General features: G+C 50.8%; 5 protein-coding genes. All 5 read left to right on the top strand.

Annotated features, from left to right (window positions below; translation table 11 throughout):
- Positions 1–785: 785 nt before the first annotated feature.
- The 5 genes from ADIS_RS14310 to ADIS_RS14290 all read left to right on the top strand — a co-directional run bounded on the left by ADIS_RS14310 (position 786) and on the right by ADIS_RS14290 (position 6,507).
- Positions 786–1,610 carry a polysaccharide biosynthesis/export family protein gene (locus tag ADIS_RS14310; protein WP_202900586.1) on the top strand — a complete coding sequence of 275 codons (825 nt, stop codon included), beginning with the start codon at positions 786–788 and terminating at the stop codon, positions 1,608–1,610.
- Positions 1,611–1,744: 134 nt separating this feature from the next.
- A complete protein-coding gene (locus ADIS_RS14305) occupies positions 1,745–4,174 on the top strand; it encodes a GumC family protein (protein WP_010855291.1) in 2,430 nt (809 codons plus the stop codon).
- Between the two features lie 1,220 nt (positions 4,175–5,394).
- Positions 5,395–5,592, top strand: a complete 198-nt coding sequence (locus ADIS_RS14300) for a DUF2683 family protein (protein WP_035806169.1) — start codon at positions 5,395–5,397, stop codon at positions 5,590–5,592.
- On the top strand, positions 5,583–5,846 hold the full coding sequence (locus ADIS_RS14295; RefSeq protein ID WP_010855288.1) for a Txe/YoeB family addiction module toxin: 264 nt from the start codon (positions 5,583–5,585) through the stop codon (positions 5,844–5,846). The genes ADIS_RS14300 and ADIS_RS14295 overlap by 10 nt, the downstream gene beginning before the upstream one ends.
- Before the next feature lie 370 nt (positions 5,847–6,216).
- Positions 6,217–6,507, top strand: coding sequence for a DUF2442 domain-containing protein (locus tag ADIS_RS14290; protein WP_010855287.1), 291 nt, complete (start codon positions 6,217–6,219; stop codon positions 6,505–6,507).
- The last annotated feature ends 822 nt before the right edge of the window (positions 6,508–7,329 follow it).

Here is a 7,329-nt window from a genome sequence, read left to right as displayed (position 1 = left end):
AGTCCCAGTCACTCCGTTGGTGCTTATGAATATCCGCACCAAACGTGCAAAATCATTCACATCGGACACCACCTGCACCCGCCGATTTGGGGAAGCCCATGCCCAGAGAAGCTATGCCAGTCCCAGTCACTCCGTTGGTGCTTATGTATTTCCGCACCAACCGTGCTAAATCATTAGCCTTGGGCAACGCCCAAGGAAGTATGGGAATATACCACCCCAAGCGCCAAAGGCGCGAAATCAATCGCCATGGGCAACACAGCACCGGAAGATCCTGCTCGGAAGGACAGAATATCCGATTAGACCTGCCAGGTTTCCACTCCAAAAACAGGATCCCTGTGCAAAAAAAGCCCAAAATCCAACGCAAAAAAACCTGGCAGGTCTCGCATTTTACGAATGACCGGAAAATTAAATTTGGTTTAACACACTTACAAAATCAGTCATTTTTTTGCCTCGTTTGCCGATTTTTTAATAGCTTCGTGCCCAAGTCTCAGATGGGACTCACGTGGTGAAACTGTGTGTTAACCAATCTATTTTTTAGCAATAACCCCTTTTATCACACAGACTATCAACTACTTAATACCTTAACCAGCGAAACCTAACGAAGATTACGAAATAGCAAAAATGCATTTCAAAAGTTGTTTTTTGACGTTTATAAATTGAGTTTTCGGACTGCCCACAATCGATCAGACGTCATTTGGTTTTTCGCAAAAAATAACAATAAAATTTCTTGTTCATCCGGGGTACATTCCTTTTGTTTGTCCCCCCACTATAATCCGCTGTTTTTCATGGCATGGTTTAAAAAGCTACTAGTTATGGCCTTGACGCTGGCCTTAGGCGCGTCCTGCGTATCCAATAAACGCATCATCTACCTCCAAAACCTCGAGGGCAACGTCCCCATCGCAGACGGAGAACTGATTACCTACGAACTCCCCGAGTACCGCTTGCAGTTTAACGATATCCTGGACATCAACGTGAAGACGGCCGAGGATATGATCAAAGAAGGCTTTGGCTTTAAAGATCAAACGGGAGGAGGGGGAAACCGGGCCATGATAGGTCAGATTGCCCAGACCGGAGGCGATATCTACTACATGACCGGATTTACGGTAGACCGAAACGGCAACGTACGCCTTCCCCTCCTGGGGGAGGTATCCGTAATGCAGATGACCCTGGACGAGGCCCGGGTGACCATCGAGGAGCGCCTACGGGAGTACGTCAAATCCGAACTCTTTGTGACCGTGAAGCTGGGGGGGATTCGCTTCTCCACCATCGGAGAGTTCCGGCGTCCGGGCAAGCACGTGGTGCTGCAGGACCGCATGACCATCTTTGAGGCCATTGCCCAGTCGGGAGACCTGACCACCGTGGCCAAACGCGACGAACTCCTGATTATCCGGCAGTACCCGGACGGCACCAGGCTGCACCGGGTCAACCTGAACGACCGGCATATCGTACATTCCCCCTTTTACTTCATACAGCCCAACGATCAGCTTTATGCCGAGCCCATGAAGGTCCGTGAGGTGGGCGCAGGAGAAAACGCCTCCCAAACCCTGGCCCTCTTGGCCTCCTCGATCTCTGCGTTCGTCCTCGTGCTGAACCTGATTGCTCGGTGGTAACCCTCGGGTTAACAGAAGAAAGTACTAAGCACCCTTGACTTTCCGTTACGTTTAACGGTATTACCTGGAAATTAAAAGTTGGTTGGATCCCTTGCACGCCCTGCAAATTCGGCCAATGAAAAAATAAACCATTCATGAAGCAAACCCAATCAAATCCCCAACAAACATCCAATCCTGCCCTAGAGGAGGATCAGATCGACTTGCGGGCCACGCTCTTTAAGTACCTAAACCATTGGCCCGTTATCACCATCTCCGTGATCATTGGATTGGCCGCCGCCTTTTTTGCCAACCGCTGGGCCACGCCGGTTTATCGGGTGGAGAGTACGGTGGTGGTAACGGATGATCCCTCCGGAACGGGCGAAGACCTCTTTCGCGCTGCGGCCATGTTCCGTCCCCGCTCCAATGTGGACAACGAGATCGGCATCCTGAAGTCTTACTCCCTTGCCGAGGAAACGGTCAAAAAAATGGACCTCAACGTCCGCTACTACCTGAAAGGCCTGCTTAAAACCTCCCAGATCTACGGCAATAACCCCATCTACGTAGAGGTGGACTGGACCAAACCCCAACTGGTGGGCGGTCGCTTTAAGGTGGAAGTCCTAAACCAGGAACGCTTCCTGCTAACCTTCGAGGAGCCCCAATTTTCCCTATACAACCCACAGGATACCCGCTACAAAAGCCGGGTAGAAAACCCTCCCGCACTGGAGGGCGAGTACCGCTTTGGGGAAACTATCGAAAGCCCCACCTCCTACTTTTCGATTCGGAATACCAGTGCCCTGCCGGGCGAAGTGGTCTACTTTGACTTACAGGATACCCCTTCTTTGGCACTTGCCTACCGAAACCGCCTGCAAGTAGCCTCCTTAAACAAAATGGCGTCCATCCTTACCCTCAGCCTGGAAACCTCCATCCGGCGCCTGGGCGAGGAATACCTCAATACCCTGATGGACTCCTACCTGGAGCGGGAACTGCGGGAAAAGAACCGGGCCTCGGAAAACACCGTCCTCTTTATCGATAATCAGCTTAGGGGCATCACCGACTCCCTCAACTACTTCGAAAGCCGCCTGGAACAGTACCGCTCCGAAAACCGCATCTTTAACCTTTCCCAAGAGGGAAATCAAATATTCTCCCGCTTGCAGGACGTAGAAAAGGAAAAGAGCACCGCAGAGCTTCAGCTTAGCTACTACCAAACCCTGCAAACCTACCTCAACCGGGACGACCTGAACAACATCGTGGCCCCCTCCGTTATGGGTGTAGCGGATCCCCTACTGAATGCGCTGGTACTCAACTTATCCGAGCTACAGGCGCAGAAAATAAGCCTTTCGGCCAACCTTTCCGACCAAACCCCCGCCGTGCGGGAGATCAACAGCAAAATAGAGAGCGTAAAGCGGGCCCTGCAGGAAAACGTCAACTCGGCCATCCGCAACAACCAAACGCTGATCACCGAACTGGACAGCCGCATCCGACTCGTCGAGCGGGAGATAAATACGCTGCCCATGACCGAGAGACGCCTCCTGGGCCTACAGCGGCAGTTTAGCATCAACGAAAACATCTACGTATACCTGCTGCAAAAACGCGCCGAAGCCGAAATCACCAAGGCATCCAATATGCCCAAAAACAAGATACTGGACTCCGCCCAAGCGGGACAGCTACCCATATCGCCCCGTAGGGCACTCAATATGCTGATCGGCCTGATCATGGGGCTGATCATCCCCATCGGCTTTATCAGCGTACGGGACCTGCTGAATATCAAACTCGAGGATCCCAAGTACCTGGAAAAAGAAGCCGCTGTCCCCCTGATCGGCACCATTGGCCGCAATACCACCGGGCAACGCGTACCCGTATTTACAAGCCCCCGCTCCACCGTCACGGAATCTTTCCGGGGCCTGCGGGCCGATATCAGCTACCTGGTACCCAACCAGGAAAAGATCACCGCCCTGTTTACCTCCAGTATCTCCGGAGAGGGCAAGACCTTTGCCTCCATCAACCTGGCCGCTGCCTATGCGCTGATGGGCAAACGTACCCTCCTGATCGGACTCGATCTGCGCAAACCGAAAATCGCCGAGGAATTTGGGCTGACAAACGACACGGGGGTAAGTACCTTTCTTAGTTCCCAGACCACCTGGCAGGAGGTGGTAAAGCCCTCGGGATACGAAAACATGGACATCATCCTTTCCGGTCCCATCCCCCCAAACCCCTCCGAGCTTCTCCTCCAGGAGAAATTTGCCGAAACTATGGAGGAACTGAGGCAGGCCTACGACGTCGTGGTGATGGACTGCCCGCCGGTGGGGCTGGTTTCCGAGACCAAGCAGCTTTTTGCCTTTGCCGATGTCAGCTTCTATGTGTTCCGTCAGGACTATTCCATCCGGGAAAACGTACAGATCCTCAATAACCTGGTGGAAAAAGGCGGCGTCACCAAAATCTACGCCCTCTTCAACGACGTGCACAAGGACCTGGGTTACGGATACGGTTATGGCTACGGCTATGGGTATGGCTACGGCAACACCTACGGCTACCACGACGAGGTCCTCCTACCCTGGTGGAAAAGAGCGTTGAGGAGGAAGAAGTGAGGTGGAGCGGAGATGTGAGATGTGAGATATGAGATGTTAGATGCGAGAGGTTAGATTTGAGATATGAGATGTTAGATAGTAGAACTAATCCCGATTCAACTGCTCGACAACGTTCGTCGAATCGTTTGACCGTCGAATCGTGGGATCGATGGCGTTTCGGACTGATATCAGCAATCCACCAAACCCCAACTATCTGACACTGATAACTCGCAATCCTACTGAAATCCTCGGTTCTGTCGAAAACCTTACGGTTCGACGAACCCACAGTTCGACGAAAAACGATTCGACAGTCAGATAACGCACCTTAGAACCGCTTCCACCGGGCGTCCACGGGTTTTGGCGGCACGGGGTTCGCACGATTGACGCCGCCGCTGGCCAAAACAGGATAGGGTCAGGGCTCCTGACCCCCGGGTTGGTACCCGGGGTTATTGATATTCGACCGCCTTCGGGGTCTTTTTTGGAGATGTTAGATGTGAGATATTAGACCCGATTTTCTCCCGATCCAACGGTTCGACGATTCGACAATACTAACGAGATTGCTTCGTCGCCCGCTCCTCGCAATGACGACAGCGGCTCCGTCATTGCGAGGCTTGGAGATTAGTGACAAAAAGAGGAATAGCTGCAAACCACAAAAACCAACATTAAAGCTGTCTACTGGCCTCAAGCCGACGCAATCTCTTTTGCAGACGTAAGATATAAGACGTAAGATCGATTTCCTCCCGATCCAACGATTCGACAGTTCGACGATTCAACAGTTCTACAAAAAACGATTCGACAAACCGAAGGCGCGCCTCAGAACCGCTTCCACTCGGCATACATGGGGTTTTAGCGGCACAGGATGGGCAGGATTGACGCCGCCGCTGGCCAAAACGGGAGAGAGACAGGGTTCCCAGCCCCCGGGTTGGCACCCGGGGTTATTGATATTCGACCGCCTTCGGGGTCTTTTTTGGAGATGTTAGATGTGAGATATTAGACCCGATTTTCTCCCGATCCAACGGTTCGACGATTCGACAGTGCTAAGGAGATATGAGATGTTAGATTTGAGATCTTAGATCCGTTTTTCCCCCGATCCAACGGTTCGACGGTTCGACAATACTAACGAGATTGCTTCGTCGCCCGCTCCTCGCAATGACGACAGCGGATTGGACGCTTGGTAAACTCAATTGGAATTAAATTCGTTAACCTGACTACGAACCCTCCAATAAATCCTGATTGTGCTTATGAACTACCTAATCGTTCACCCCGATAATGAAGCCAAACTCACTGCGGTAAAAGCAGTGCTCAAAGCATTGGACGTAGCGTTTGAAGAAGGCAAAGGCGCCTATGATCCAGCATTTAGAGCGAAAATGGAGGAGGGTGAAGAAGATATTCAGAAGGGTCGTACCGTGAAGGTAACACTGGACGATTTATGGAAATAGAATTCACCCAACGGGCATACAAAGACCTAGAGGAGTGGAAAATAAGTGGCAATTCAAAAGCCCTAAAGAAAATTAGAGAACTTACCGAAGCAATTCTAACGGATCCGTTTTCTGGGATTGGCAAGCCCGAACCTCTCAAACACCAGTACACGGGCAAATGGTCGAGACGAATAGACCGTGAACATCGGTACATCTATGAGGTCAGGAATAATACCCTATATGTCTTTTCACTACGCGGACATTATACACCATAGTCTCTAATAAGGTTCGGTCTGAAGAAAAACCTTCTCGCGCCGTCATTGCGAGGCTTGGATATTAGACGTGAGATGTGAGATGTTAGATTTGAGATCTTAGATCCGATTTCCTCCCGATCGCACGGTTCAACGGTTCGACAATACTAACGAGATTGCTTCGTCGCCCGCTCCTCGCAATGACGACAGCGGCTCCGTCATTGCGAGGCTTGGAGATTAGTGACAAAAAGAGGAATAGCTGCAAACCACAAAAACCAACATTAAAGCTGTCTACTGGCCTCAAGCCGACGCAATCTCCTTTTGCAGACGTAAGATTTAAGACGCAAGAAGTAAGATCGATTTTCCCACGATCCAACGGTTCGACGATTCGACTATGAGTACTACCACTACATTTCCTGAAATCAAGGATATTGGCTTTGTTAACGATAAACAAATGGTTGTCTATTTGGAAAATGGCAGGGCTTTGCTGATTCCGTTGGAACACTTCCCTCCCATTCTAGCCATGACTGAATCAGAGAAAATGGATTTCGAAGTAATAGATGGATACAACCTATCGTTTCTCTGCCTTGATGAGATTTTCTCGATTCAAGAATTGATAGGTGTGGGTATTTCCAACGCTAAGGTCGAATCGAACGACCCTCGAATTGGTGGCGTTTCGAATTGATAAAAAAAATTCATAATACCTCAACTATCAGACACTGATTACTCGCAATTCTACTGAAATCCTCGGTTCTGTCGAAAACCTGACGGTTCGACGATTCAACAGTTCTACAAAAAACGATTCGACAAACCGATGGCACGCCTTAGAACCGCTTCCACCGGGCGTCCACGGGTTTTGGCGGCACTGGGTTGGCACGATTGACGCCGTTGCTGGCCAAAACGGGAGAGAGACAGGGTTCCCAGCCCCCGGGTTGGCACCCGGGGTTATTGATATTCGACCGCCTTCGGGGTCGTTTTTCTCCATCTGACCTTTGGGGTTTTCAGAACCCCGAAGGTCTTTTACCCTACGATCCGCATTCGGTTTTGGCAGAACGGGATGGGCAAAATTGACGCCGTCGCCGGCCAAAACGGGAGAGAGACAGGGTTCCCAGCCCCCGGGTTGGCACCCGGGGTTATTGATATTCGACCGCCTTCGGGGTCGTTTTTGGAGATATGAGAAATTAAATGTGAGATAGTAGACATTCGCCATTCCCTAAATGGGGTTGGCAATGCGTCATCAAACCGATTGCCGCAACCCCGAAGGGGAGCCATGTCTATAGAAAAACAAAATAAACCAAACACCCCGTTTTGGCCAGCGGAAATGCCCATCGTGCCGACCAATTACCGCCAAAACCAGGGAATGTTTGATTTGCAAGCCAATTTCTACCTGTTTAGAGACGTAAGATTGGAGACGTTAGACATGAGATATGAGATATTAGACCCGATTTTCTCCCGATCGCACAGTTCGACGATTCGACAATACTAACGAGATTGCTTCGTCGCCCGC

Origin of the sequence: Lunatimonas lonarensis (genome assembly GCF_000390185.1) — a bacterium.
Classification (GTDB): Bacteria; Bacteroidota; Bacteroidia; order Cytophagales; family Cyclobacteriaceae; genus Lunatimonas; species Lunatimonas lonarensis.
Note: the sequence above shows the minus strand (reverse complement) of the source record. Positions and strands in the feature narration are given on the sequence as shown.

Bases quoted from the DNA above. Each gene is read 5' to 3' on its own strand.
- ADIS_RS14305 (WP_010855291.1), top strand. From the start codon at position 1,745: ATGAAGCAAACCCAATCAAATCCCCAACAAACATCCAATCCTGCCCTA.
- ADIS_RS14300 (WP_035806169.1), top strand. From the start codon at position 5,395: ATGAACTACCTAATCGTTCACCCCGATAATGAAGCCAAACTCACTGCG.
- ADIS_RS14295 (WP_010855288.1), top strand. From the start codon at position 5,583: ATGGAAATAGAATTCACCCAACGGGCATACAAAGACCTAGAGGAGTGG.
- ADIS_RS14310 (WP_202900586.1), top strand. From the start codon at position 786: ATGGCATGGTTTAAAAAGCTACTAGTTATGGCCTTGACGCTGGCCTTA.
- ADIS_RS14290 (WP_010855287.1), top strand. From the start codon at position 6,217: ATGAGTACTACCACTACATTTCCTGAAATCAAGGATATTGGCTTTGTT.